This is a genomic window from Marinobacter confluentis (genome assembly GCF_004785685.1).
In the GTDB taxonomy this organism is placed as follows: domain Bacteria; phylum Pseudomonadota; class Gammaproteobacteria; order Pseudomonadales; family Oleiphilaceae; genus Marinobacter; species Marinobacter confluentis.
In genome coordinates this window covers 733,252-758,396 of the sequence record NZ_SRPF01000001.1, presented here as the reverse complement: position 1 = coordinate 758,396, position 25,145 = coordinate 733,252, and the positions used below count along the sequence as shown (strand labels likewise).

Genomic DNA, 25,145 nt, shown 5'->3' with positions numbered 1-25,145 from the left:
TCTAGATGGGCAGCTATATACTGAGACGGCTGGCGCTGATCATACCGACCCTGGTCGGGATCATGCTGCTGAATTTCATCATCGTGCAGGCCGCACCCGGCGGGCCTGTAGAGCAGATGATTGCCCAGGTGGAAGGCTTCGGAGGCAATACCCTGGACCGGGCCAGCGGCGGTGGTTCAGGAGGCGAGATTTCATCGGGCGGCGACAGTCGCAGTTCACGTGGCCTTCCCCCCGAACTGTTGAAAGAAATCGAGGTCATGTACGGCTTCGACAAGCCCGCCCATGAACGCTTTCTGAAAATGCTCGGAGATTACGCCACCTTCGATTTCGGTGAATCTTTCTATCGCCAGCGCACGGTGATGGAACTGATTATCGACAAGATGCCGGTTTCCATCTCTCTTGGTCTCTGGTCAACGCTGATTATCTACCTGATATCGATCCCCCTGGGGGTGCGCAAAGCGGTTTCGGATGGTTCACGGTTCGATGTGTGGACCAGTTCCGCCATCGTCATCGGCTACGCCATACCAGGCTTCCTGTTTGCCATCCTGTTGATTGTGCTGTTTGCCGGCGGCAGCTATCTTGACTGGTTCCCCTTGCGCGGGCTGACGTCCTCGAATTTCGACCAGATGACCTGGTACCAGCAGGTGGGCGACTATTTCTGGCACCTTGCGCTGCCGGTGACGGCCAATGTGATTGGCGGTTTTGCCACCCTGACGTTACTGACCAAGAATTCTTTTCTGGATGAGATCAGCAAGCAGTATGTGGTAACCGCCCGCGCCAAAGGCCTGGAAGAAAAACAGGTGCTTTACGGCCATGTTTTCCGTAACGCCATGCTGATCGTGATTGCCAGCCTGCCCGGCGTTCTGGTGGCGCTGTTTTTCACCGGTTCACTGCTAATCGAGGTGATTTTCTCGCTGGACGGACTGGGACTACTGGGCTTCGAAGCGGCGCTGAACCGCGACTACCCGGTGGTGTTCGGCACCCTGTACATCTTCACCCTGATGGGGTTGGTACTGAAGCTGATCAGCGACATCACCTACGTACTGGTGGACCCGCGAATTGACTTCGAAAGTCGGGAGGGCGCATGACCCTGACCCCGATACAGCAGCGACGGCTGCGTAATTTCCGCAACAACCGGCGTGGCTTCTGGTCGCTGTGGATTTTCCTGGCACTGTTTGGCCTATCGTTGTGCGCTGAGCTGATTGCCAATGACAAACCCCTGATCGTGTCCTATCAGGGCGAGCTCTATTTCCCGGTGGTCGAAAGCGTTCCGGAAGAAACCTTCGGGGGTTTTCTGCCCACCGAAGCTGACTACCGGGATTCGTTCATATCCGATGCCATTGAAGCAGACGGCTGGATGGTATGGCCGCCCATCCGTTTTAGCTACAACACCACCAATTACAACCTGGAAGTGCCCTCACCGGCGCCACCCAGCGCCGAGAACTGGATTGGCACTGACGACCAGGGCCGCGATGTCGCCGCCCGAGTCATTTATGGGTTCCGGATATCCGTCCTGTTCGGGCTTATCCTTACGATCCTGAGCTGCATTGTGGGTGTGGCCGTGGGCGCCATTCAGGGATTCTACGGCGGCAAGGTAGATCTGATCGGCCAGCGATTCATCGAAATCTGGTCCGGCCTGCCGGTGCTCTACCTCCTGATCATTCTCTCCAGCATTGTCCAGCCCAACTTCTGGTGGCTACTTGGCATCATGCTTCTGTTCAGCTGGATGGGGCTGGTGGATGTGGTGCGCGCTGAATTCCTGCGGGCCCGGAATTTCGAATACGTCAAAGCCGCCCGGGCCCTTGGCCTGGGTAACCGCAAGATCATGTTCCGGCATATTCTGCCTAATGCCATGGTGGCCACATTGACGTTTCTGCCGTTTATCCTGACCGGCGCTATTACCGGGCTGACCTCGCTGGACTTCCTTGGCTTCGGCCTGCCCTCGGGCTCGCCGTCACTGGGTGAACTGATTGCCCAGGGCAAGGCCAACCTGCACGCTCCCTGGCTCGGCATTTCCGCATTCGTGTCGCTGTCGATCATGCTGACGCTGCTGGTATTTGTGGGCGAAGCGGTCCGCGATGCCTTTGACCCGAGAAAGAACTGACATGTCGCCATTGCTGGAAATCAACAACCTGTCCATCAGCTTCGACGGCACCATCAGGGCCGTGGACAACCTGTCGCTGTCGATCAGCGAGGGCCAGACCCTGGCCCTGGTCGGCGAGAGCGGTTCCGGCAAATCGGTTTCTGCGCTGTCGATTCTGCGCCTGCTGGACGAGCGCCACGCCAGTTACCCGTCGGGCAGTATCCAGTTCCAGGGTGAAAACATGCTGGCCGTCATCGAAAAGCGCCTGCGACAGATTCGTGGCCGCAAAATCAGCATGATTTTCCAGGAACCCATGACCTCACTGAATCCGCTGCATACGGTTGAAAAGCAGATCAGTGAGACCCTGGCCCTTCACCGTGGCCTGCGCGACAAGCAGGCTCGGGCGCGATGTATCGAGTTGCTGGAACTGGTCGGTATACCCCGGGCAGAAGAACGGCTTTCCAGCTACCCACATCAACTCTCCGGCGGCCAGAAACAACGGGTCATGATTGCCATGGCCCTTGCCAATGAGCCGGACCTGTTGATTGCCGACGAACCCACCACTGCACTGGACGTTACCGTTCAGAAGCAGGTGCTGGAATTGCTTCGGGACCTGCAGCACAAACTCGGCATGGCCATTCTGCTGATCACCCACGACCTGTCGATTGTTCGCCGCTACGCAGATCAGGTGGTGGTGATGGAACAGGGCAAGGTTGTGGAGTCAGCCGCCACCGAAACGCTGTTCGAAAGCCCGCAACACCCTTACACCCGCAAACTGCTCGACGCAGAACCACCGGCTTCGCCACCGGCCATCGCGATTCAGGACCAGCCTCTGCTGGAGGTGTCAGGGCTTGACGTTCGCTTCACCACCCGGCGCTCGCTGTTCGGCAAGCCCAGAGACTGGTTCCAGGCAGTCGACCAGAACAGCTTTTCCCTCAATCGTGGGGAAACCCTGGGTATCGTTGGTGAAAGCGGCAGTGGCAAAACCACCATTGGCCATGCTTTGCTGAAGCTGACTGCGTGTACCGGGTCCATCCGCCTGGCCGGAACCGAGCTCGGGCCCCTGACCCAGAAACAGTTCCGGCCCTATCGCCGCCAGATCCAGATCGTGTTTCAGGACCCGTTTGGCAGCCTGAGCCCACGGATGTCAGTGGCAGAAATTGTCCGCGAAGGGCTGGAAATCCATACCCCGGCCTCGGCGCAGGAACAGGATCAGCGGGTGGTTCAGGCCCTGACCGATGTAGGCCTCGATCCGGAAGCCCGCCATCGTTACCCCCATGAATTTTCCGGCGGCCAGCGCCAGCGTATCGCCATTGCCCGCGCCCTGGTGCTCCAGCCCGAGCTGATCATTCTGGATGAACCAACGTCGGCTCTCGATCGCACGGTTCAGAAACAGGTCATTCATCTGCTGAGAGACCTTCAGGAAAAATATGGTCTAAGCTATGTATTCATCAGCCATGACCTTGCGGTTGTGCGGGCCCTCAGCCATAAACTACTGGTTCTGAAAAATGGAAAAATCGTCGAATACGGTGACGCCGCCGACATCTTCCACAACCCGCAGCACAATTACACCCGGGAATTACTGAGCGCTTCGCTGTTTTATAGCTGAGCGCGGTTTTCAATCCACGACCAATTGAGCGTTACTACGACCAATTGAGTGTTACTTGGCAGAAGCCGGTTCAGTGATAATGCGCTGAACAGCATTTAAAGGGAGAATCATTATGGGTTTACTCAGCGGCAAGCGCGCCTTGATTGTTGGGGTTGCCAGCAAACTTTCCATTGCCCATGGCATTGCCGAAGCATTCCATCAGCAAGGCGCCGAACTGGCGCTCACATACCAGAATGAAAAGCTGAAACCCCGGGTTGCAAAATTTGCCGAAGAATGGGGCAGCGACCTGATTTTCCCTTGCGATGTGGCCAGCGACGAAGAAATTGAAAACGTATTTACCGAGCTGAACAAGCACTGGGACAAGATCGACATCATCGTTCACTCCGTCGGCTTTGCGCCGGGAGACCAGCTTGACGGCAACTTTGTGGACGTCACCACCCGGGAAGGCTTCCGGATCGCCCACGATATCAGCGCTTACAGTTTCGTAGCCCTGGCCAAAGCCGGCAAGAAAATGATGCATGAGAACAGCTCCCTGCTCACCCTGAGCTATCTGGGCGCCGAAAAAGTGCTTCAGAACTACAACGTGATGGGTCTGGCCAAAGCCTCGCTGGAATCCAGCGTCCGCTACATGGCCGGCAGCCTTGGGCGTGACGGCATTCGTGTCAATGCGATTTCTGCCGGGCCGATCAAAACGCTGGCGGCGTCCGGCATCAGGAGCTTTCGTAAAATGCTTGCAGAGAACGCCAGGCGGGCACCCCTGCGCCGGAACGTGACCACCGAAGAAGTGGGCAATGCCGCCGCATTCCTGTGCTCCGACATGGCCAGCGGCATTACCGGGGAAATCATGTACGTTGACGGTGGTTTCAACATCACCGGAATGGGCGAACTCGAAGAGTAACAGCCCTGATTGCCGGGGGTTGAAAGATCAATCCTCGGACATCGCCCGGGCCACCGCTTCTGCCCATTCCAGATAGGCGGTGTCATCTGACTCCAGTATTCGCAGGCCGACCAGCCACTCGCCGCCGGCGCCTGGGCGACACCAGACCACATCCACGGTCAGCTGAAACGGTTCCGCTTCCCCTTCAAGCTTTATCCACGCCCTCAACAGGGCGTGTTCCAGCAAGGGTTCGCGGGTAATGACCGAGAAACCCTGGGCAGACAGGTCCCGGGTCTTCAAACTCAGGTTCCTGGCTGGCGTTTCATCGGTACTTTCAGGATCCCTGGATTCCAGCTCCAGAGTCACCTGGGCGCTTCCGGCCAGCCGGTATTCGGAGCGGTTATCCGCAGACCCGGATGGATCATCTTCGTTGCCGAAACTGTAGTCGATATCACTCATAGCCATCACCCAACCAGAAAAGGCCGTTATTGCTTTCCAACCCGGATCCGCCCGACCACTCTCGAGAGCGTATCGTCAAACTCCGCCGAAACACCCAGCACCCGCACATTTCCCTCAACCACGTCCTCAATCAGGGCGTCCTCAATGTACTCCCGACGGTTCAGGCCCAGCCGGTCCACAAACACCAGTTTACGGGACGCGTTGATGCGCACGGCCAGTTTGAGACGTCGAGGTTCCCCAGGGGAATCACGATTTTCAACCACAATCCACCCGCCGAGCTTGATGCCTTCAACCAGAATCCGGGCTGCCACTTCTTTTTCCTGCCGCAATCTTGCCGCTTCCGCGTCTTGATCGGCCTGTCGCTGAGCCTCGGCCTCCAGGCGCAGACGCTCCTTCTCTGCAGCCTCCGCTGCCTGCTGCGCCGCACGAACCTTTTCGGCCTGCTCTTTTTCCTTGCGCAAGGCGGCCGCCTTTTTCTGGGCGTCTTCCGCCGCCTGTTTGCGTTGCTGCATCTGGCGCTGCAACACATTGGACAGGGCCGTCACCGTTTCAGCGAGAACCTCGCCGAAGGGTCTGATCGGCGCCAACGGCCTCAGTACACCCTGATCAAAATCGGATCTGAATACCGACCAGGGCGAAAACCCCAGTCTGACGCCAGCGCCATTGGTCCAGAGTACTTCCTGGGTGTCCTCCAGCAAGGTCAGGAAGAACCGGCGCTGCTCTTTAGCGCCTTCACCTTCCACATACCACTTCTGAGCCATTTCCCGGTAGTCAGACTCTGGTACCGGCTCCAGCGCCAGCCAGGATGAGTCCCAGGAAAAACGGTCGGCCGGCGGCAACGCAGGCACAAGTTCAGGAACCTCGCCTCTGAGGCGCTGGACCATCACTGACTGAATGCCCGCAAGAGACGCCTCTGGAAGAGGCTTTTTGTTCAGCCGGCTCCACACATCATTAATGCGGTCCCCAATCTGCTCGCCTACGGTATAAAGCCGGTTCTTGTCCTTATCGGAAAGCTTGGGGTCGCCAATCCAGACCAGCCACTCCAGCAGCTTACTGGCATGCCGCCAGTTATCGCCGTCCAGACCCTCTTCCCAGATAATCTGCTTGAGCAGCGGAAACCAGGTCTCCATCACGAACTGAACAATAGGCTCAGGCAGTTGGCGGCCTTTCATGGCGCGCCCGATCAGCGCCCGGGCTGTGTGTTCTGCCCGACGTTGCCGGGCAGCGCCCTGCTCGGTTTTCAACAGCCGCTCGCGCAGGCGCTCGGTCTGCTGCTCCCGTTTTTCGGCGTCGGCAATCCATTGCTGGCAAAACGCCATGACGGCCGTGGTGTCACCGCTTTCAAAACAGCCGGCGACTTCAATGGTCAGGGCGTCAAGCTGGTCAAGCAGCAGCCTTGAAGACCGGCCACTGTTAGCGCTCCAGCCCCGATGGTCCTGAAAGCTGTCGAGCCAGTTCATCAGGGCGTCATTGAACAGGCCACCACCTTCAAGGTTCATTCGCCAGGCGAGGAAAAAGCGAAGACGGGCAAGGCGTCCTGCCAGCTCCGGGTGCAACCCGCTGGATTTGAGGAAAACGTCCATGATGCGGTCAGAGACATAAGCCGCGTTGATCTGTCGCACCGACCAGGTCAGCGAGACCGAGCGAATGACATGGCTGACGGGCTCATCCCGCTGCTCCGTCCAGCAGGACATCAAAAGCGGTGTCCAGTCGCTGACGGACTCTTTTTCCGGTTTGCCCACCGGGTAAGGAAGATCGGGAACCCGGATACCGGAAAGCACGTCGCCAATCCGTTTTTTGGCCTGTTCCAGTGACAGTAATTGCCTGCCTTGCTGCATCCATTCTCCGCGCGTCAGAAGCGTTGAAAAGGTGTGTTAAATGACGCAGTATAACCACCTCGCAGGGGTTTACTGCAATCGTGCCCCGCGTAGCCATTTTAAGTGACGTTCACACGATGTTTTCTGCCTCGGGGTACTACACCCAGTTATACACTATCCCCGATGGCAACGGTCAGAATCAGGGATAACAAAAGCATGTCGGGCACCAAAATAGAGAATCTGAATGTGGCGAGTCAGGAGCAGTTAATCACCCCTGAAGCGCTCAAACAGGAATTACCGCTGTCTGAGAAAGCAGCCGATACCGTCGAAAAGGGCCGCCAGGCGATTTACGACATTATGGATGGCAAGGACCACCGGCTGTTTGTGGTGGTTGGCCCCTGCTCCATCCACGACGTCGATGCCGCCCGTGAGTACGCGCAGAAACTGAAAACCCTGGCCGACGAGCTCAGCGACACACTGCTGATTGTCATGCGCGTGTATTTCGAAAAACCGCGCACAACGGTTGGCTGGAAAGGCCTGATCAATGATCCGCACCTGAACGATACCTTTGACATCGAACAGGGCCTGCACATTGGTCGTCGCCTGCTGATTGATATCTCCGAACTTGGCCTGCCCACGGCAACCGAGGCACTTGACCCGATTTCCCCGCAGTACCTGCAGGACACCATTTCCTGGTCCGCGATCGGTGCCCGCACCACCGAATCCCAGACTCACCGCGAGATGAGTAGCGGCCTGTCCATGGCGATCGGCTTCAAGAATGGCACAGACGGCAGTCTTGATGTGGCAGTGAACGCCATGAACTCTGTGTCCCATCCCCACAGCTTCCTGGGTATCAACCAGCAGGGTCAGGTGTCCATCATCCGAACACGGGGCAACAATTACGGTCACGTGGTTCTGCGCGGCGGTGGCGGCAAGCCCAACTACGATTCAGTGAGCGTCGCCCTGTGCGAGCAGGCGCTTGAGAAGGCGAAGCTGAGAAAATCCATCATGGTGGATTGCAGCCATGCCAATTCCAGCAAGGATCCGGCAATCCAGCCGCTGGTGATCCAGGACATTACCCATCAGATTCTCGAGGGTAACCAGTCCATTCAGGGCCTGATGGTGGAAAGCCACCTGAACTGGGGCAATCAGTCGATTCCTGAAAACCTGAAGGATCTGAAGTACGGCGTGTCCATCACCGATGCCTGCATCGACTGGGACACCACGGAAAAAGCACTGCGGGATATGCGCGACAAGCTGAAAGACGTACTGCCCGGGCGCAAAGCCCAGGGCTGATCCCACCTTTTATTCCTCCGGGGGCTCTGCTCAGTCCTGGCCGGGTTGCATGGGAACACTTGCAACCCAGTCCAGGCTCTCTCGCAGAGCAACAACCTGCCCGATGATCACCAGCGTCGGTGGCGAGATGGTCTCGCTGTCGACCCGCGCCACAATCGTTGAGAGATTTCCAACCACCACCTTCTGCTCGGGGGTTGTTCCCCGAGACACTAACGCGACCGGCATCTCTTCCGACATGCCATGGGCAATCAGCTGTTGGCAGATGATCGGCAGGCCCACCAGGCCCATGTAGAACACCAGTGTCTGATTATTCTGGACAAAATCCTTCCACGGCAGGTCGCAGGTATCGTTCTTGAGGTGACCCGTCACGAAACGGACGGACTGGGCGTGATCACGATGGGTCAACGGGATACCCGCATAGGCCGCGCAACCAGACGCCGCTGTGATACCTGGCACCACCTGAAACCGGACACCGGCTGCGGCCAGGGTTTCGATCTCTTCCCCGCCCCGGCCAAAAATGAAGGGGTCACCGCCTTTCAGGCGCACTACTTTACGTCCCTCGCGGGCCAGCTCTACCAGCCGGTGATTGATCTGATCCTGGGGCAGCGTGTGATTCGCCCGTTGTTTTCCGACGTGGATTTTCTCGGCTGCCTCTGGAATCAGCGCCATGATTTCCGGCGACACCAGCCGGTCGTACAGCACAACCTCGGCTGACTGGATCAGCCGCCAGGCCTTGAGCGTCAGCAGCTCGGGGTCACCCGGGCCGGCACCCACCAGCGCGACCTCGCCTTCGGAGCTGTTCGGATTATCGGTGACCGGGTTTTTCCTGTACCGAACCGGGGCCGGCTTGGCTGTTACGCACTTCCATGGTGCATCACCTGTTCTATCACTCATTGGATCTTTTCCAAACCTCCCATATAGGGCCTCAGAACCTCAGGAACCAGAACGCTGCCGTCTTCCTGCTGGTAGTTCTCAAGCACGGCAATCAACGCCCTGCCCACCGCCAGGCCGGAGCCATTCAGCGTGTGCACGGACTCCGGCTTTTTGGTTTCCGGATTACGCCACCTTGCATGCATGCGCCGTGCCTGAAAATCACGGGTGTTGGAGCACGAAGAGATCTCCCGGTACTTGCCCTGCCCCGGCAACCAGACTTCAAGGTCAAAGGTGCGGGCGGCAGCAAAACCAATATCGCCACCACACAGGTCCATAACGCGATACGGCAATTCCAGAAGCTGCAATACCTTCTCCGCATGCCCGGTAAGAGCGTCAAGGGCGGCGTCTGATTCTTCCGGGCGCACAATGTGGATCAGTTCAACCTTGTCAAACTGGTGCTGACGGATCATCCCGCGTGTGTCACGACCGTAGGACCCGGCCTCACTGCGAAAACAGGGGGTATGGCAGACCAGTTTCAACGGCAGCTCGTCGTCTGCCAGAATGGAGTCGCTGACCAGGTTTGTTGCCGGAACCTCCGCCGTCGGAATCAGATAAAGCGGATTTTCGCCTTCCATCTTGAACAGATCGGCTTCGAATTTCGGCAACTGGCCCGTGCCATAGAGCGTATCGGCGTTAACCAGGTAAGGCAGATAGGCTTCGGTGTAGCCATGTTCATCGGTGTGCAGGTTGATCATGAACTGCGCCAGGGCACGGTGCAGACGTGCGACTGGCCCGCGCATAACCGCAAAACGGGAATGGGCGAGGCGGGTTGCGGTTTCGAAATCCAGGCCGCCGAGCTGTTCGCCCAGAGCCACATGATCCCTGGGTTCAAAGCTGAACGACCGGGGCTCACCCCACTTGCGGATCTCCACGTTGTCGTCTTCACTGTCACCTGGCTGCACGGCCTCGTCCGGCACATTGGGAATCGCGGCCAGGAACCCGTTCAGCTCCTCCTGCAGGACTCTCAGCTCGTCTTCCGCCGCTGAGCGGTCGGTTTTCAACTGCTCGACTTCATCCAGCAGCGGCTGAATGTCTTCCCCTGCCGCCTTGGCCTTACCAATGGATTTGGATCGACGGTTCTGTTCGCTCTGCAGGTTTTCTGTCTTTACCTGAAGCGCTCGGCGGCGCTCTTCCAGCTGATCAAAGGTAGCCCGGTCAAAATCAAAGTGTTTGACCTTCAACCGACGGGCGATTTCTTCAGTCTGTGAGCGAACAAGTTTGGGATCGAGCATGATTATCCTGAATTGGTCGTATCTGATGAGAATTGGGTCTGATGACGCATTTGATAACTGCGCATTATACCTTTGAAGCGGCTTGTGACTACCCGGGCGGAATCCCGGCGCCCTGAACCGGGCGGATTTCAGCCCTGTGGATAGCGTTTCTGCGGGCTGGTGCGGTTTTTTTCGTGCAGTCGGTCACGCTTTTCAGCAAGCTTGATTTCCAGCCCCCGGGCCAGTGGCTGGTAATACCGGCGTTGATGTATGGCCTCGGGCAAATAGGATTCGCCGGCGGCAAAACCCTCGGGTTCGTCATGGGCATAGCGGTATTCGTTACCGTGGCCCATGCTTTTCAGTAGTTTTGTGGGGGCGTTTCTGAGGTGTACCGGCACTTCGTAATCCGGATCGCTTCTGATATCCGCCATACACTGATTGAAGGCCTTGTATACGGCATTGCTCTTGGGGCACATGGCCAGATAGGTCACCGCCTGTGCCAGGGCCAGCTCGCCCTCTGGGGATCCCAGGCGTTCCTGGGCTTCCCAGGCGTCCATGGACAGCTGCAGCGCCCTTGGGTCGGCATTGCCAATGTCCTCGCTGGCAATGCGCACCAGCCTCCGGGCCACATAAAGCGGGTCGCAGCCGCCATCCAGCATCCGGCAGAGCCAGTAAAGCGAACCGTCAGGGTCTGAGCCACGAACCGATTTGTGCAGTGCCGAAATCTGGTCGTAGAAAACGTCACCGCCTTTGTCGAAACGCCGGAGGCTGGTTTGAAGCACCTGCTCCAGATGGTCCTCGGATATCCTGGAGTGGCCATCGGCATCCAGCTCGGCAAGGTCTGTGGCTACCTCAAGAATATTGAGAGCCCGCCGTGCATCGCCACCGGCGGCGGCCGCTACCATATCCAGGACGGCCTGATCCACCCGGATCTCGCCCTTCAGGCCCTGATCCGACGATAGCGCCCGCTTGAGGAGTTCAAGCAGCTCGGAATCCGCCAGGTTTTTAAGCACATACACCCGGGTCCGGGACAACAGGGCGCTGTTAAGTTCAAACGAAGGGTTCTCGGTGGTGGCACCAACAAAAATGAAGGTTCCGTCTTCAATGTGCGGCAGGAAGGCGTCCTGCTGGCTTTTGTTGAACCGGTGTACTTCATCGACGAACAGCAGGGTGTCCCTGCCCTCTGCGTTCTTTCGGTCTTTCGCCCGGTCAACCACCGCGCGAATATCCTTGACGCCGCTCAGAACGGCAGAGAGTGTTTCAAAACTCAGTTCACTGAGGTTTGCCAACAACCGGGCGAAGGTGGTCTTACCGACCCCCGGCGGGCCCCAGAGAATCATTGAATGCAGCTGGCGCTGCTCCACTGCCCGGCGAAGTGGTTTGCCGGGCCCTACCAGATGACCCTGGCCAACATACTCATCAAGACTGTTCGGGCGCATCCGCGCCGCCAGCGGCTGAAAACCAGAGGCGGTTTCGAACAGGCTGTCCTGCATCAGGCCCCGTCCCGGATCACATCCACCGAGTCAGGGTAGTCCAGGGTAAAGGCTTTCTCTTCGATGGCACCGTTCACCCGGATGTTGTTGAAGCTGAGCACGCTTAACTGGGACAGGGAATCCCGCATCCGCATTTCCTGTAGCTCGTCACCGGAGAATGTCAGGCGAAGTGATACAAACAGCGAGTCCTGGTCACGGGGCTCCAGAGTAAACTCACGGGTATTTTCACCCAGCTTCCGACCGGTGACCTTGTAGCTTTCGTCCAGGTTATCGACCTCGCCACTCAACAGCAGCGCCGGCGTAGTGGCAACCCGCTCATCCAGGGAGTGCACGGTAACCTGTTCAAGGTCCGGGTCATAGACCTCGACAGTCTCGCCATTGCTGGCGATAAACTGGGAATGAGGCGAGGTTGTCTCCCAGTAGAACAGCCCCGGGCGTTTGGCTTTCAGCTCACCGCGGGATTCCTGAACCTCGTTACCGTTCTCGTTAACCACAATCTGAATGAATGATGCCTCGTAGCTTCTGTAGCCTTCGAGCAGGCTGGCAACTTCCGCTGCCGGATTGTCTATGGTCTCTTCCGCATTGACGCCACCGACCGGAACCGCGGAAAACGCGAGAACGATCATTGCGGACAGCGGGCGCAAGCCTTGCATAAGCTTTATCACAAACAGTCTCCTAGTCTCTTGGTGGCGGCGGCGCGAGTACTTCGCGGGCGCCATTGTTGCCAGCGGCGCTGACAACACCGGAAGCCTCCATGGCATCTACCAGGTTGGCAGCCCGGTTGTAACCGATCTTGAATTTACGCTGCACCGATGAAATCGATACCCGCCGGCCCTCGGTGACAAAGGCCACTGCTTCATCAAACAGGGCATCGCCCTCACTGTCACCGCCGCCCTCACTTAATGTCGGCACGCCCGGCAGGTTTTCACCTTCGGCACCGTTGAGGACGTCATCCACGTAGACCGGCTCGCCACGAGCTTTCCACGCTTTAACCACGCGATGCACCTCGTCGTCGTCCACAAAGGCACCGTGAACCCTGACGGGAAGGCCAGAGCCCGGTGGCAGGTAGAGCATGTCACCATGGCCCAGCAGCTGCTCTGCCCCGCCCTGATCCAGGACCGTGCGCGAGTCAATCTTGGATGACACCTGGAACGACATCCGGGTCGGAATATTGGCCTTGATCAGGCCGGTAATCACGTCCACAGACGGGCGCTGGGTGGCCAGAATCAGGTGAATACCAGCGGCGCGGGCTTTCTGGGCAATACGCGCAATCAGTTCTTCAACCTTCTTGCCGACGATCATCATCATGTCGGCGAACTCATCAATCACCACCACAATGAACGGCAGGGTTTCCAGTTCCGGGCGCTCCTGCTCATCATTGGCCAGATATTCATCAGGTTTCCACAAAGGGTCCAGAATCGGTTCGCCCGCCGCTGCAGCATCCCTGATCTTGCGGTTATAACCGGCCAGGTTACGCACACCCAGGCTGGCCAGCAGACGGTAACGCCGTTCCATCTCGGCAACACACCAGCGCAGGGCGTTAGCGGCATCTTTCATGTCTGTCACCACCGGCGCCAGCAGATGCGGTATGCCATCGTAAATGCTCAGCTCGAGCATTTTCGGGTCCACCATGATGAAACGGACCTCCTCCGGCGTCGCCTTGAGCAACACACTCAGAATCATCGCGTTCACACCCACCGACTTACCGGAACCTGTGGTACCAGCGACCAGCAAGTGTGGCATCTTGGACAGGTTGGCCACCATCGGATTGCCACCGATGTCATTGCCCAGGGCCAGCGTCAGCGCCGACGAAGATTCCTGGAACACCTTTGAGGTCAGCACTTCGCTGAGCCGGACCATTTCCCGCTCTTCATTGGGTATCTCGATGCCAACCACGGACTTGCCGGGAATCACTTCCACCACGCGGACACTCAGAACCGCCAGTGACCGGGCCAGATCCTTGGCCAGGTTGGAGATCTTGCTGACCTTGACCCCTGCGGCGGGTTTGATTTCGAAACGGGTGATCACCGGGCCCGGGTTAACCTCAACCACTTCCACGGTAACGCCAAAATCCGCCAGTTTCTCTTCCAGCAGGCGGGACATATGCTCCAGCGACTCTTCCGAATAGCCCCGCTCCTTACGCTCCTCGGGCGGGTCCAGAAGAGATATTGGCGGAATCGGACTCTCAATATCTTCCAGCAGAGACCCCTGCTTTTCAGAGCCCTTTTTGCCCTTTGGCTGCTCATCACGCTTGAAAGGCGAGATTTTCAGTGATTTTGAGGGTTTGCCGGCATTGACGGCGCCAGCCCCGGCATCCTGCCTGGGTGCGGAACTGGCATCCCGGGAGCTGAAACTTTCCAGCCGTGGCTGGTCATCCCCTCCATCTGCAACCGGCATACCATCAAAGGCAGGCTCCACCCGCTCTCTGGGAGCCGGTTTGGCCTTTGCCCGCTTGCCCCAACCGGGAATCAGCCTCTTCCACCAGGGTGTTTTCCGTGCCGCCGGGTAGCGGGTTACTTCGTCATTCACCAACGGGGGCTCCGGCTTTGCCGGTGTCTTGGGGGCAGGCCTGTGTTCAGGCGTTTTCTTGTCAGTGGACCTGGTTTTTGCTGACCGACTGAAGAGCGTTGCGATGCTGTTACCGAGCCTGATTGTGGCCGCTCCAATGCGGTCCATCAGCCAGAACCATGACAGCCCGGTGCTGACCGTCAGTGCAAACAGGAATATTGCGATCAACAGCAGTGTGGTTGCTGGTAGGTTGAAGAAACGGACCATGGATTCCGATGCGGCGGCCCCCAGCACACCACCAGAGGACTCGCCCAAACCAAATACGGAATAGAGCGACAGCAGGCTGGTGGCAGACAGCAGGATCAACAGAAAGCCGCCGAAACGGACCATAAAGAGCGGTATATGGGGGTCAATCGGCTTGTTGCGAAGCCGTATAAGCATCAGCGCGTAGCCGGCCACCATGACCGGGAAAAGGAAAGCGACATCGCCAAAAAAGTCACGCAGCAGGCTGGCCAGCCAGGCGCCGGTGCGGCCGGCATGATTCTGCACCGCGGTTTCGTGGCCAATGGACGCCCAACCCGGATCAGCCGGGCTGAAGGTCACCAGCGCCATGCCCAGATAGATACACAGCGCAATCAGCGCAATCACGGCGCCTTCCCTCGCACCCTGGGAGACAAACCGACGGAACTTTACCTGTTTGGGTGAAAGCTCCTGATTTTTCTTCGCTTTTTCGCTCTCAGCCATGAATGCTCAGACGTTTCCCTGACGATGATTTTCGAGCACCTCGAACCCTCTCTGAAGATCAGTTCTGAGGTCAGACACAGCTTCAATCCCCACCGATATCCGGATCAGATTTTCGGTAATGCCCGCCTGTTCCTTGTCCTCATCGGAAAGCCGGCCATGGGTTGTAGTGGCAGGATGGGTGATGGTGGTTTTCACATCCCCCAGATTCGCCGTAATAGAAATCATCCGGGTGGCGTCAATAAACGCCCAGGCCTCTTTACGACCGCCCTTGACCCGGAATGACAGCACACCACCGAACCCGGTCTGCTGCTTCTTTGCCAGTTCATGCTGCGGGTGGCTGGCCAGTCCGGCGTAATAGACTTCCTCAACGGTTTCCTGCGATTGCAGCCATTTCGCCAACTCTAACGCATTGTCACAGTGGGCGCGCATACGGATTGGTAAGGTTTCCAGGCCCTTCTGGAACACCCAGGCATTGAATGGACTCATGGTCGGACCTGCGGAACGCAGAAAACCGTAGACTTCCTCCATCAGCTTTGCCGGGCCGACAACCGCGCCGCCGACACATCGTCCCTGGCCATCAAGGTATTTGGTCGCCGAGTGGATGATAATGTCGGCACCCTGCTCCAGAGGCCGCTGCAAGACCGGCGTACAGAAACAGTTGTCCACCACAAACAGCACATTGCTGCGACGGGCAAGCGCAGCCAGCTTTTCCATATCGGCCACTTCACACAGTGGGTTGGATGGCGTTTCTATGAAGATCATCCGGGTTTCCGGTCGTACCGCGGCTTCCCATTCGTCCTGATCGGTCAGTTTCACAAAAGAGGTATCAACCCCGAAGCGTGAAAGGTATTTCTGAAACAGCACGTTGGTGGTGCCAAACACACCCCGGGAACAGATGACATGGTCGCCGGAGGTAAGCAGCGCCATGCAGGTGGCAAGAATCGCCGACATACCGGAAGACGTTGCGACACAGCGCTCCCCCCCTTCCATGGCGGCAAGGCGCGCCTCAAAGGCCTGCACCGTCGGGTTGGTGAACCGACTGTAGATATTACCGGGCTCTTCTCCGCCAAATCGTGCGGCGGCCTGGGCCGCACTGGCATAAACAAAACTGGAGGTCGGGAAAATGGCATCGCTGTGTTCCAGCTCGCCGGTGCGGATCTGCCCTGCCCTGACGGCGAGGGTGTCCACGGACATGCCTTCAAGGTCTGATTCCGGGATCAGGACATGCTGGTCGCGATAATTCGTCATGGTCTAGTCTTCATCGTTATAGAGATCAATAATGCCATTATCGGAAGAGTCAGCGGCACCCTGATTGAAACGTTGCTCATCATTCCGGGCCGCTTCGAGTTTTTCCAGATAAGCGGCATCAACGTCACCAGCAATATAATTACCGGTAAACACCGAGCATTCCCAGCCTTCAATGTCCGGGTTTACATCGCTGACGCTGGACACCAGGTCTTCAAGATCCTGATACAGCAGCCAGTCCGCGCCAATAATCTTGCCAATCTCTTCAACGCTGCGGTCGTGGGCGATCAGCTCGTTTACTGACGGCATATCAATGCCGTAAACGTTGGGGTAGCGAACCGGTGGCGCGGCAGAGGCAAAATACACCTTGCGGGCGCCGGCATCCCGGGCCATCTGGACGATTTCCTGGCAGGTGGTGCCGCGCACAATGGAGTCGTCCACCAGCATGACATTCTTACCGCGGAATTCCAGATCGATAGGGTTAAGTTTCTGGCGCACGGATTTCTTCCGCATCTTCTGGCCGGGCATGATAAAGGTCCGACCGATATAGCGATTCTTGATGAAACCCTCCCGGAATTTCACCCCTAGCCGGTGGGCCATCTGCATGGCCGAGGTGCGGCTGGTGTCCGGAATCGGCATGACCACATCAATATCGTGGTCGGGATTTTCTCTCAGCACTTTTTCGGCCAGGGTTTCCCCCATGCGCAGTCGGGCCTTGTAGACCGACACCCGGTCGATGATGGAATCAGGCCGCGCAAAATAGACATGCTCGAAGATACACGGGAACAGATGGGGATCGTCTGCGCATTGCTGAGTGTGGAAAGTGCCATCGGTTTCAATGTAAACCGCTTCACCCGGCGCAATATCCCGGACCAGTTTGCAGCCAGCGGCGCTCAGAGCCACGCTTTCCGAGGCAATCATGTATTCATCGCCCTGGTCCGTATGGCGCACGCCATAACAGGCCGGGCGAATGCCATTCGGGTCCCGGAAACCCACAATCCCGTAGCCTGTAATCATGGCGATAACGGCATAGGCACCCTTGCAGCGCTGGTGCACCGCGCGAACCGCAGCAAAGATATCGTCCTTGGTCGGGTCCAGCTTCCCAAGTTTCTGCAGTTCGTGGGCAAACACGTTCAGCAGAACTTCGGAATCCGAGTTGGTATTGATGTGCCGGAGGTCGGTACGAAACAGGTCGCGGCTCAGTTCCTCGGCGTTGGTCAGATTGCCGTTGTGCGCCAGGGTGATGCCGTAGGGGCTGTTGACGTAGAACGGCTGCGCCTCGGCGGAGCTGGAACTGCCGGCCGTTGGATAGCGCACGTGGCCGATTCCCACGTTGCCCACCAGGCGGCGCATGTGGCGTGTACGGAACACATCGCGTACCAGCCCGTTGTCCTTGCGCAGGTAAAAACGCTCGTCCTGGAATGTCACAATACCCGCTGCGTCCTGGCCCCGGTGTTGAAGAACGGTCAGCGCATCGTAAAGCGACTGATTGACGTTAGAGGTACTGACTATGCCGACAATGCCACACATGGCTACGGTATTCTCCCAAGCGTTTAAAACTGAATGTTAACGGGACGCGGGCGCAGGTTCTACAGCCTCATCCGTCTGCAGGTCGACGGGAAGGTCCATGTTCCCCCCGGCCGGGCCAAGATACCGGGCGAACTCATCGCCCAGCGTTCTTCTTGACCAGTCTTCCACCACTGCCAGGCGGTTGATCATTATCGAGGTCCGCCACCAGGTGTCCTCTGCCAGCGGCGTGTAGCGGGTAAAAGCGATGCCCACAATGACCACCACCAGGCCACGCAGAAGGCCAAACCCCATGCCCAGTACCCGATCCGTTGCGGACAGGCCGGTGGCCCGTACCAGGTGCCCGATCATGTTGTTGATGACCGCGCCGACAATAAGGGTGCCGAAAAAAAGAATGGCGAAAGCTGCGATCAGGCGCACCAGCGGTGTTTCAACGGTGCTTTCCAGTAATGACTGCATTTGCGGGTGGAATGTACGGGCGAGAAGGAAAGCGCCGACCCAGGTCACCAGCGACAGCGCCTCCCTGACGAAGCCCCGTTTCAGACTGATGAGAGTGGATACTGCTATCAGGGCAATGAGGACCCAGTCGATCCAGATCAGCGCGTCCATTAACAACCCGGTGCAAATTAGGAAGCGCGAATTCTATCAGGAAACACCATCTGACCAAACCGCGCTTTCAAAATGAATACAATCGGCGGACGGGATAGGCTGCCAACCTTCGCCTGTCACTTACCGCCAGAGGTTACCAGGCTGTTGAGGCCGAACGCCTTATCAAGCACCTGCTTCGCTTTTTCGGCTTCGGCTTTCTCGGCGAAGGGACCGCTAAATACCCGTGTCAGCTCGGCGTCGCCGCGGGAAACACTCTGAAGATGGGAGCTGTAGCCTTTTTCCCGTACCCGGTCGCGCAGCCGGGAGGCATTTTCGCTGCTACCAAAACTGCCCAACTGGACGACCCAGGCGCCTTCAAGCGAACGGGAAAATTCGGCGGATCCAGCCTCCTCAACAGTCGCGGGTTCTGGCTCTGCTTCTGGTTCCGGCTCTGGTGCTGGCGTGATTTCGGTTTGAGGAGGGCCCTCTGAGGTAGGTTCGCTTTCGGCGGTTTGAGCCGGCTCTGCGGGCGCCACGTTTTCGGGCTCTTCAATGATCCGGTAATCCGGTACCTCGGTGGTTTCCGGTTCCGGCATATCCACCTCAGGGAACGGCGGCTCTTCCGGAATCTTGATGCTGCTGGTTTCCCGCTCTGAATGGGGCTCATCGAACATCATGGGCACGAATATCACCGCCAGGGAAACCAGTACCAGTGCGCCGATAATACGTTGCTTCAATCCGTTCACGTTGAGCTTCCCCTGTTGATGCCAGTCATCCCGTGGTGTCGCCTTTAAAGGCTGATACTAACTGTCAGCGCCCCTGAACTCAAAACATCCATCCGGGAATGACGAAGATTTAAGACTCGCTATCAAAACATCTTTCTGGCGGCGGCCACCGTGAAGAAGGAGCCGAAAACAAGCACCAGATCATTGTGCCGAGCGGTTGCCAGGGCCGAAGATACAGCCTCTTGAACAGAGCCGGCGCAGCCCGGTTGGTCCAGCATTCGGGCGCCGGTCATTCGCGGCATCAGTTGCTCACAGCCCAGACCCCGGGGCACATTCAGTGCGGCGGGAAACCACTGATCAACCTGCTCAGACAATGCCTCAGTCACATTTTCTACATCCTTGTCAGCCAGCGCGCCGTAGACCGCGAGCACTCTCTGCCCGGGCTGCCGAATCGCCCCGATTCGCGATGCCAGCCAGCGCGCGGCATGGGGATTGTGACCGACATCGGCAATGACTGTTGGCGCCTCAGCCAGCTGCTCGAATCGGCCCGCCAGAGACAGGCCCGCCAGAGTGGCCTCGATCAGCTCCACTGACAGGTCCGGCTCCAACATCCGTGCCGCCACAACCGCCGCCGCGACGCTGTTTACCGGCAGCCCGAGGTCCGGCAAGGAAACCCGGGAAAACGGCTGATCAATGTCCAGGACCGCTTCCGTCCCCTGCCCGGCCGGTGCGGAAAGCCGGTAGCCCGACCCCGGCCGAAGCAACCTGACTTTCTGGGCACTGGCCTGTTGAAGTACTGAGGACGGCGGGTTCAGGTCAGCAAAAATGGCGGGGCGATTCGGGCGCAGTATCCCGGCTTTCTCGAAACCAATGGACTCGATATCGTTACCGAGGAATGCAACATGATCGATATCAACCGAGGTGATAATCGGCAGATCCGCATCCAGTATGTTCACCGCATCCAGGCGTCCACCAAGACCCACCTCCAGAATCCAGTCATCGACGCCAGAGTCACGGAATACCACAAACGCCGCCAGGGTGCCGAATTCAAAATAGGTCAGCGACACATCCCGACGGGCCGCCTCAACTTCCTCGAAAGCCTGAACGAGGGCCTGGTCGGATGCATCAATACCGTTGACCCGCACACGTTCGTTATATTTTTCGAGGTGTGGTGACGTGTAGGCGCCAACGGTTCTTCCAGCCGTTCTCAGAAGCCCTTCAAGCGCCGCTACCGTGCTGCCTTTGCCATTGGTGCCACCGACGGTGATGATGCGCGAACGGGGGTTGCTGCGAAACAGTCGCCGAAAGACCACCAGCACTCGATCCAGCCCAAGATCAATCTCCGTGGGATGGATGGATTCAAGGTAGTTCAGCCAGTCAGCGAGGGGTGAGCCCGGGCCCGGAGCCTGTGGCATCCGGGCCGGACGATCATTCGGTGGGGACATCGGCATCCGGGATTTCAGACACCTCAAATTCGATCGGCTGCTCTTTCGCAGTCTGTTCCCGGCCGGTAAATTTCGCCAGCAGCGCGGCAATGCGCTCGCGCATCTGGTGACGATGAAGAATCATGTCGATGGCGCCGTGTTCAAGCAGAAATTCACTCCGCTGGAAGCCTTCCGGCAGCTTCTCGCGAACCGTCTGTTCGATTACCCGTGGCCCGGCAAAACCGATCAGGGCGTAGGGTTCGGCAATATTCAGGTCCCCCAGCATGGCCAGACTGGCGGAAACGCCACCAAAGACTGGATCTGTCATCACCGAGATGTAGGGAATGCCCTCCTGCTTCATGCGCTCGAGCACCGCCGCGGTCTTGGACATCTGCATCAGGGAAATGATGGCTTCCTGCATGCGGGCGCCGCCACTGGCGGAGAAGCAGACCAGTGGAATCCGCTCTTCCAGGCACACATTGGCAGCCTGAACGAACTTCTCGCCCACGACCTGGCCCATGGAGCCTCCGAGAAAGTTAAACTCGAACGCCACGGCAACCATCGGTATATCCATCGCCTTGCCACGCATGGCGACCAACGCGTCTTTCTCACCGGTGGTCTTCTGGTTCTGGGTCAGACGATCCTTGTAGCGCTTGCTGTCCTTGAACTTCAAACGATCCCAGGGCTCAAGCTCGGCGCCGACTTCCTCGCGACCATCTGCGTCCAGGAATACGTCCAGGCGGCGACGGGCGGTGATCCGCAGGTGATGATTGCACTTTGGACAGACATCCAGGTTCTTGTCCAGCTCGGGCTTGTAGAGAAAGGCCCCACACTTCGGGCACTTCTTCCACAGGCCTTCCGGCACACCCATTCTCTGTTTGGATTCCGAGCGAATCTTGCTCGGCATGATCTTATCCAGCCAGTTACTCATGGTTTCATCCTATCCTGTGATCCCCATTCCGGCCTTCCTCTCAGGAAGCCAGATTGTCCAACGCCTCGCGCATCGGTCGAAGCAGATCGGTCAGCGCACGCTTCAGCTGGTCCGGATCTGACTGATTGCGGGCTATTGTATCCACCAGAACACTGCCGACAATTACACCATCGGATACCCGGCCAACGGCGGCGGCGGTCTCCGCGTCCCGTATTCCGAACCCAACACCAACCGGCAGCGCGGTCAGCTCGTGGATGTGGGCCACTTTTGAGGCCACTTCGTCGATATCAATTTTGCCTGATCCGGTCACACCCTTGAATGAAACATAGTACACATAGCCGGAAGAGTGTTGACTGATTGAACGAATCCGGTCGTCGGTAGTGGTTGGCGCAAGCAGGAAAATGGCGTCCAGATCACGTTCGGTGAACAGCGGCGCCACCTCATCGGCTTCTTCCGGAGGCAGATCCACGGTCAGAATACCGTCTACGCCAGCGGCTTTGGCGGTATCTGCAAACTGCTCATACCCCATGGCTTCCATGGGGTTAAGATAGCCCATCAGCACGATGGGGGTTTTATCGTCTTTTTCCCGGAAAGTTTTCACCATGGCCACAACCTGGCGCAGTGAGGTGCCATGCACAAGCGCCCGTTCACAGGCCAGCTGGATCACCGGGCCGTCGGCCATGGGGTCCGAAAACGGCACCCCCAGCTCGATAATATCGGCACCGGCTGCCACCAGCGTGTGCATCAGATCAACGGTCTGATCCGGATGCGGGTCGCCTGCGGTGATGTAGGGTATTAATGCTTTGCGACCCTGGGCTTTGAGGGATTTCAGAACCCCTTCAATTCGACTCATGCGTTCTCCTGTTGATCCTTTAACTGCAGTTACATCTCGATGCCGTCAAGCTTGGCAATGGTCTGGATATCTTTATCACCGCGGCCAGACACGTTAATCACTACCACCTGATCCTTGTCCATGGTGGCGGCAAGCTTGATCGCGTAGGCGACAGCATGGGCGGTTTCCAGCGCCGGCATGATGCCTTCCACCCGGGTTAGTTTGCGGAAGCCGTCCAGCGCTTCGTCGTCGGTTACGGATACATAGTGGGCCCGACCAATATCTTTCAACCAGCTGTGTTCCGGCCCAACGCCCGGGTAGTCCAGACCGGCGCTGACCGAGTGGGTGCTGGCGATCTGGCCGTTCTCATCTTCCATCAGATAGGTTCGGTTACCATGTAGCACACCGGGACGACCCGCGCTCAGTGGAGCCGCGTGCTGGCCGGTTTCAATGCCCAGGCCACCGGCTTCAACGCCATACATCTGCACCGACTCATCGGTCAGGAAGGGATAGAACATGCCGATTGCGTTGGAGCCACCACCGACACAGGCCACCAGCGCATCCGGCAACTTACCGGCCTGCGACAGGCATTGCTGACGGGTTTCCCGCCCAATCACCGACTGGAAATCACGCACCAGTAAGGGGTAAGGATGCGGCCCGGCCACGGTGCCGATGATGTAAAAAGTATCATCGACGTTCGCCACCCAGTCGCGCATGGCATCGTTCATGGCATCCTTGAGCGTCTTGGTGCCACTCTGAACCGCGTGCACAGTGGCACCCAACAGCTTCATGCGGTAAACGTTCAGGGACTGGCGCTGAACGTCCTCTGCACCCATGAATACGTGGCATTCCAGGCCCAGGCGGGCACAGACCGTGGCGGTTGCAACTCCGTGCTGCCCCGCGCCTGTCTCGGCAATTATGCGTTTCTTGCCCAGAAAACTGGCCAGCAGTGCCTGCCCGATGGTGTTGTTCACCTTGTGGGCGCCGGTATGGTTAAGGTCTTCCCGCTTCAGCCAGATCTGGGCGCCACCGGTCTCACGGGTCAGGCGTTCGGCCAGATAAAGGGGCGAAGGTCGGCCGACATAGTGGGCAAGGTCCTTATCAAAGCTGGCCTGAAAATCCGGATCGTTCTTCAGCCGCTTGTATTCCTTTTCAAGGGTCATCAACGAATCGAACAGGGTCTCGGACACAAACCGGCCACCGTAGGCACCGAAGTGACCACGCGCATCCGGAAAGCCGCTCAACATTTCTTCAGTCAGTTTCATCGACACGGTGTACCTCATTTATAAAGTCAGTCATTTTGGCGGCGTGTTTGATGCCTTTACTAATCTCTACCCCACCGCTTACGTCGACGCCCCAGGGACGGACCTTTTCGACAGCGTCGGCTACGGTATCAGAAGCCAGTCCACCGGCCAATATCAGGGGCAGCGGGCGTACAGACGGGATCAGATCCCAATTGAAAGACTGCCCGGTACCGCCGTATTTATCCTCTACCCAGGCATCCACAAGCAGGCCACTGGCCCGATGATAGTCCTGGAAAGCACGCTCAATATCGCCCCGGGCCCGAACCCGGACGGCCTTGATCCAGCGGGCGGGAAAACTGTTGCAGAAATCCGGCGTTTCATCGCCATGGAACTGCAGCAGATCCAGGGGTACTTTTGATAGCACCCGTTCCACCAGTTCACGGTCCGGATTCACGAACAGCCCGGTGGCGACCACAAAAGCTGGTAAAGAACGCAACAGCTCTGCAGCGGCCTCGATGGACACGCTCCGCGGACTGGGTTCGTAGAAAACAAAGCCCACGGCGTCTGCCCCGGCATTGGCGGCGGCAGCCACGTCCTGAGGCCGGGTAAGCCCACAGATTTTTACCCGTGTTCTCATATCATTCCCGCTGCTTGCGATGAATGTGTGTTGGTTCAACTGGCTGGTTTTCCTCGTGGGTAAACCAGGGTACCGCGAACGCCGGCCCGCACTCCGCGGCCGGGATTCCGAAGTCGCCGGGGTAACCCACATCCACAAGATAAAGGCCATGAGGGGGCGCAGTCACCCCCGCGAGTCGCCGGTCGCCAGATTGCAGTATCTCATGAATCCAGTTCACGCGCTTATCCCCGCTTCCGACAGCAATCAGAGCCCCGGCAATATTGCGGACCATATGATGCAGGAAAGCATTAGCTTGTACGTCAAGGACGACATACTGGCCTTTGCGAGCCACGCTTATGGACTCCAGGAAGCGGATCGGTGACCGGGACTGGCACCCAGCCGCACGGAACGCTGAAAAATCATGCTCGCCCTTTAGCGATTGTGCCGCCTGGTGCATCAGCCCTGCGTCCAGTGGCCGGTAAATCCAGGAAACCTGCCCTTGCTGTATCCCCGGGCGAACCGCCGTATTCCAGATGATGTATCGGTAGCGGCGGTAGACGGCAGAAAAACGCGCGTGAAAATCCGCTTTTCCCGGCCCCGCCCAATGGACCGCTATGTCAGACGGTAAAGCGGTGTTGATGCCCATCACCCAGGACCGGAGATTTCTCACCGACGTCGTCTCAAAATGAGCTATCTGGTAACTGGCGTGCACGCCGGCATCGGTCCGCCCGGCGCAAACGAGCTCAACCGGGTGATCGGCCACCCGGGCCACCGCTCTGCCAAGCTCCGCTTCAACGGTTCTTACCCCGGATTTCTGGAACTGCCAGCCATGGAATGCCTGGCCGTCGTATTCAAAGGCAAGAGCCACACGTCCATCGCCGACAGGCCTGTCCGTGGTTAATGGCTGGGGTTGCTGGAACAAGGGCCTTCCCGGATTGGTTGATCACACACGAGAAACGCCGGCTACACCCGTTGCAATAACA

General features: G+C 58.0%; 20 protein-coding genes and 3 pseudogenes. 5 read left to right on the top strand and 18 right to left on the bottom strand.

What is annotated here, in order from left to right; translation table 11 throughout:
* The first annotated feature begins 5 nt into the window (after window positions 1-5).
* From E5Q11_RS03495 to E5Q11_RS03480, 4 genes are all read left to right on the top strand, one after another.
* Entirely contained in the window at window positions 6-1,088 is a 1,083-nt protein-coding gene (locus tag E5Q11_RS03495) for a microcin C ABC transporter permease YejB (protein WP_135801993.1), read from the top strand.
* Window positions 1,085-2,104, top strand: a complete 1,020-nt coding sequence (locus E5Q11_RS03490; RefSeq protein WP_135801992.1) for an ABC transporter permease — start codon at window positions 1,085-1,087, stop codon at window positions 2,102-2,104. The genes E5Q11_RS03495 and E5Q11_RS03490 overlap by 4 nt, the downstream gene beginning before the upstream one ends.
* A gap of 1 nt (window position 2,105) precedes the next feature.
* A complete protein-coding gene (locus E5Q11_RS03485; RefSeq protein ID WP_135801991.1) occupies window positions 2,106-3,692 on the top strand; it encodes an ABC transporter ATP-binding protein in 1,587 nt (528 codons plus the stop codon).
* Window positions 3,693-3,804: 112 nt separating this feature from the next.
* Window positions 3,805-4,590, top strand: coding sequence for an enoyl-ACP reductase FabI (locus tag E5Q11_RS03480; protein ID WP_135801990.1), 786 nt, complete (start codon window positions 3,805-3,807; stop codon window positions 4,588-4,590).
* Window positions 4,591-4,617: 27 nt separating this feature from the next.
* Here the strand turns inward: E5Q11_RS03480 and E5Q11_RS03475 are convergent, their stop codons facing one another.
* Window positions 4,618-5,028, bottom strand: a complete 411-nt coding sequence (locus E5Q11_RS03475; RefSeq protein WP_225314951.1) for a PilZ domain-containing protein — start codon at window positions 5,026-5,028, stop codon at window positions 4,618-4,620.
* Window positions 5,029-5,054: 26 nt separating this feature from the next.
* Entirely contained in the window at window positions 5,055-6,866 is a 1,812-nt protein-coding gene (locus tag E5Q11_RS03470) for a DUF1631 family protein (RefSeq protein WP_135801988.1), read from the bottom strand.
* 195 nt (window positions 6,867-7,061) lie between these two features.
* On the opposite strand from E5Q11_RS03470, the gene E5Q11_RS03465 reads away from it, so the two are divergent.
* Window positions 7,062-8,141: a 3-deoxy-7-phosphoheptulonate synthase gene (locus E5Q11_RS03465; protein ID WP_135801987.1), complete on the top strand. Its 1,080-nt coding sequence runs from the start codon at window positions 7,062-7,064 to the stop codon at window positions 8,139-8,141.
* 30 nt (window positions 8,142-8,171) lie between these two features.
* Here E5Q11_RS03465 and cobA read toward each other — a convergent pair.
* The 16 genes and pseudogenes from cobA to truA form a co-directional block, all read right to left on the bottom strand.
* A pseudogene (cobA, locus tag E5Q11_RS03460) lies at window positions 8,172-8,930 on the bottom strand (uroporphyrinogen-III C-methyltransferase); the annotation flags it as partial.
* 101 nt (window positions 8,931-9,031) lie between these two features.
* Complete coding sequence (serS, locus tag E5Q11_RS03455; protein ID WP_135801985.1) at window positions 9,032-10,306, bottom strand: serine--tRNA ligase; 1,275 nt, start codon at window positions 10,304-10,306, stop codon at window positions 9,032-9,034.
* 128 nt (window positions 10,307-10,434) lie between these two features.
* On the bottom strand, window positions 10,435-11,778 hold the full coding sequence (locus tag E5Q11_RS03450) for a replication-associated recombination protein A (protein ID WP_135801984.1): 1,344 nt from the start codon (window positions 11,776-11,778) through the stop codon (window positions 10,435-10,437).
* Window positions 11,778-12,431 carry an outer membrane lipoprotein chaperone LolA gene (gene lolA, locus E5Q11_RS03445; RefSeq protein WP_135802420.1) on the bottom strand — a complete coding sequence of 218 codons (654 nt, stop codon included), beginning with the start codon at window positions 12,429-12,431 and terminating at the stop codon, window positions 11,778-11,780. Before lolA ends, E5Q11_RS03450 begins: the two co-directional genes overlap by 1 nt.
* Before the next feature lie 22 nt (window positions 12,432-12,453).
* Window positions 12,454-13,998 (bottom strand): annotated as a pseudogene (locus E5Q11_RS18175) (DNA translocase FtsK); the annotation flags it as partial.
* 440 nt (window positions 13,999-14,438) lie between these two features.
* Window positions 14,439-15,030: pseudogene (locus E5Q11_RS18170) on the bottom strand (DNA translocase FtsK 4TM domain-containing protein); the annotation flags it as partial.
* Between the two features lie 6 nt (window positions 15,031-15,036).
* Window positions 15,037-16,278 (bottom strand): O-succinylhomoserine sulfhydrylase, encoded by a 1,242-nt coding sequence (locus E5Q11_RS03435; RefSeq protein ID WP_135801982.1) that lies wholly within the window; start codon window positions 16,276-16,278, stop codon window positions 15,037-15,039.
* 3 nt (window positions 16,279-16,281) lie between these two features.
* On the bottom strand, window positions 16,282-17,805 hold the full coding sequence (gene purF, locus E5Q11_RS03430; protein WP_135801981.1) for an amidophosphoribosyltransferase: 1,524 nt from the start codon (window positions 17,803-17,805) through the stop codon (window positions 16,282-16,284).
* A 36-nt stretch (window positions 17,806-17,841) separates the two neighbouring features.
* Entirely contained in the window at window positions 17,842-18,411 is a 570-nt protein-coding gene (locus E5Q11_RS03425; protein ID WP_135801980.1) for a CvpA family protein, read from the bottom strand.
* A 116-nt stretch (window positions 18,412-18,527) separates the two neighbouring features.
* A complete protein-coding gene (locus tag E5Q11_RS03420; protein WP_135801979.1) occupies window positions 18,528-19,136 on the bottom strand; it encodes an SPOR domain-containing protein in 609 nt (202 codons plus the stop codon).
* A gap of 122 nt (window positions 19,137-19,258) precedes the next feature.
* Entirely contained in the window at window positions 19,259-20,566 is a 1,308-nt protein-coding gene (gene folC, locus E5Q11_RS03415; protein WP_135801978.1) for a bifunctional tetrahydrofolate synthase/dihydrofolate synthase, read from the bottom strand.
* A complete protein-coding gene (gene accD / locus E5Q11_RS03410; RefSeq protein ID WP_135801977.1) occupies window positions 20,544-21,470 on the bottom strand; it encodes an acetyl-CoA carboxylase, carboxyltransferase subunit beta in 927 nt (308 codons plus the stop codon). The genes folC and accD overlap by 23 nt, the downstream gene beginning before the upstream one ends.
* Before the next feature lie 40 nt (window positions 21,471-21,510).
* On the bottom strand, window positions 21,511-22,323 hold the full coding sequence (trpA, locus tag E5Q11_RS03405; RefSeq protein WP_135801976.1) for a tryptophan synthase subunit alpha: 813 nt from the start codon (window positions 22,321-22,323) through the stop codon (window positions 21,511-21,513).
* 29 nt (window positions 22,324-22,352) lie between these two features.
* Entirely contained in the window at window positions 22,353-23,567 is a 1,215-nt protein-coding gene (trpB, locus tag E5Q11_RS03400) for a tryptophan synthase subunit beta (protein ID WP_228260620.1), read from the bottom strand.
* Window positions 23,554-24,183: a phosphoribosylanthranilate isomerase gene (locus E5Q11_RS03395; RefSeq protein WP_135801974.1), complete on the bottom strand. Its 630-nt coding sequence runs from the start codon at window positions 24,181-24,183 to the stop codon at window positions 23,554-23,556. The genes trpB and E5Q11_RS03395 overlap by 14 nt, the downstream gene beginning before the upstream one ends.
* Window position 24,184: 1 nt before the next feature.
* Window positions 24,185-25,084, bottom strand: a complete 900-nt coding sequence (gene truA, locus E5Q11_RS03390; protein WP_135801973.1) for a tRNA pseudouridine(38-40) synthase TruA — start codon at window positions 25,082-25,084, stop codon at window positions 24,185-24,187.
* Window positions 25,085-25,145: the final 61 nt, after the last annotated feature.

Coding starts and splice junctions, on each gene's coding strand:
- serS (WP_135801985.1), bottom strand. CDS start 10,306: ATGCTCGATCCCAAACTTGTTCGCTCACAGACTGAAGAAATCGCCCGT.
- E5Q11_RS03485 (WP_135801991.1), top strand. CDS start 2,106: ATGTCGCCATTGCTGGAAATCAACAACCTGTCCATCAGCTTCGACGGC.
- E5Q11_RS03480 (WP_135801990.1), top strand. CDS start 3,805: ATGGGTTTACTCAGCGGCAAGCGCGCCTTGATTGTTGGGGTTGCCAGC.
- E5Q11_RS03450 (WP_135801984.1), bottom strand. CDS start 11,778: ATGCAGGACAGCCTGTTCGAAACCGCCTCTGGTTTTCAGCCGCTGGCG.
- E5Q11_RS03495 (WP_135801993.1), top strand. CDS start 6: ATGGGCAGCTATATACTGAGACGGCTGGCGCTGATCATACCGACCCTG.
- purF (WP_135801981.1), bottom strand. CDS start 17,805: ATGTGTGGCATTGTCGGCATAGTCAGTACCTCTAACGTCAATCAGTCG.
- E5Q11_RS03425 (WP_135801980.1), bottom strand. CDS start 18,411: ATGGACGCGCTGATCTGGATCGACTGGGTCCTCATTGCCCTGATAGCA.
- trpB (WP_228260620.1), bottom strand. CDS start 23,567: ATGAAACTGACTGAAGAAATGTTGAGCGGCTTTCCGGATGCGCGTGGT.
- trpA (WP_135801976.1), bottom strand. CDS start 22,323: ATGAGTCGAATTGAAGGGGTTCTGAAATCCCTCAAAGCCCAGGGTCGC.
- E5Q11_RS03395 (WP_135801974.1), bottom strand. CDS start 24,183: ATGAGAACACGGGTAAAAATCTGTGGGCTTACCCGGCCTCAGGACGTG.
- E5Q11_RS03475 (WP_225314951.1), bottom strand. CDS start 5,028: ATGAGTGATATCGACTACAGTTTCGGCAACGAAGATGATCCATCCGGG.
- E5Q11_RS03470 (WP_135801988.1), bottom strand. CDS start 6,866: ATGCAGCAAGGCAGGCAATTACTGTCACTGGAACAGGCCAAAAAACGG.
- E5Q11_RS03435 (WP_135801982.1), bottom strand. CDS start 16,278: ATGACGAATTATCGCGACCAGCATGTCCTGATCCCGGAATCAGACCTT.
- lolA (WP_135802420.1), bottom strand. CDS start 12,431: ATGCAAGGCTTGCGCCCGCTGTCCGCAATGATCGTTCTCGCGTTTTCC.
- E5Q11_RS03465 (WP_135801987.1), top strand. CDS start 7,062: ATGTCGGGCACCAAAATAGAGAATCTGAATGTGGCGAGTCAGGAGCAG.
- E5Q11_RS03490 (WP_135801992.1), top strand. CDS start 1,085: ATGACCCTGACCCCGATACAGCAGCGACGGCTGCGTAATTTCCGCAAC.
- accD (WP_135801977.1), bottom strand. CDS start 21,470: ATGAGTAACTGGCTGGATAAGATCATGCCGAGCAAGATTCGCTCGGAA.
- folC (WP_135801978.1), bottom strand. CDS start 20,566: ATGCCGATGTCCCCACCGAATGATCGTCCGGCCCGGATGCCACAGGCT.